1 protein-coding gene and 1 pseudogene are annotated in these 1,055 nt (G+C 40.0%); both read right to left on the reverse strand.

The genetic code is table 11. From position 1 onward, the window contains the following. Positions 1-687 (reverse strand): transposase (locus tag FC65_RS10810; protein WP_162257067.1); only part of this gene is annotated, 687 nt, incomplete at its 3' end. Between the two features lie 245 nt (positions 688-932). Continuing rightward, positions 933-1,055, reverse strand: a pseudogene (locus tag FC65_RS11675) (recombinase family protein); the annotation flags it as partial.

Genomic DNA, 1,055 nt, shown 5'->3' on the forward strand with positions numbered 1-1,055 from the left:
AAACATGTGTGGTGACGTAAACCAACTATCAAATAGGACATACTTGGATGTGAACCCATTTTTCTGTGCGGCATCGATCAACTCCAGACCGACATCATTGAGTTTACGCTGGGCTTGACGTCTTCGTTTAGCAGCTAGTGAGCGGGCGTCAAAGCGTTTCTCCGGTCCTAAAACATTTTGTTGTTTACTAGATGAAACTAAGGAAAAATCAACTGGTAAAAAGGTGTTACCATCACTCCAACCAAGGGTCAACGCGCGAAATCCTTTGAGATAGACTTGTTTATCGTGATCGAAGACCCGGGCTAAAAGTTCAGTATGTTGCGAGAATTGACGCTTAAACAAGGAATCATCGAGAATAAAGGCCTGTCTCCTTTTATCATCAGTAAAGTGCTGCACATAGGTCACAAGGCGATAAGCTATTAAGATAACTAGTCGTTGCCAGTTAGTATGAGGATCATTTAAACAGTTACGCACCGTCTTTTTCGTAAAGAGCGGATCTTGATGAGCACGAAAAATTGAATAACGTGAAAAAGTAGCGGTCAAAAGCCATTCAAAAAGTACGGTCACCCTGATCCCACGGGTTTTATAAATATTGGCCTGGCGAAGAATAGAATTTAAGTGGACCAATTTAGTGAAGTGACGTAAAGAAAGCTGAAAATCATGAGGTAATTGCGGTATAGTAGACATGAGCACGAATACTCCTTTGTATATTGTTTTTGGACGACTCAATTATACTGGCATGGAGTGATTCGTGTCTATTTTTATCTAAAAAATCCCCGCCGTAGCGAGGGATTTTTAATATCATTAACTTTCAACCTTCAGATACTAATTAAAAATGCGACTAACTTCCAGTAGCATCATTTTTAAGTATTTATTATTTTATGCCTGCTTTAGGGCATCTAATCTATTCTGATTATCTCATGTAAACTGGTTCAATGCACATCGAATTTCTTTCGATACCTGATAAAAGTTGTCCGCTTGATCCCGGTATTCCGAGCAACGTCTATGTCACTCATGCCTGCCTGATAAAGCTTAAAAGCATGTTGCAAGCGGGG

It is taken from the genome of Ligilactobacillus acidipiscis DSM 15836, assembly GCF_001435755.1.
Taxonomy (GTDB): Bacteria; Bacillota; Bacilli; order Lactobacillales; family Lactobacillaceae; genus Ligilactobacillus; species Ligilactobacillus acidipiscis.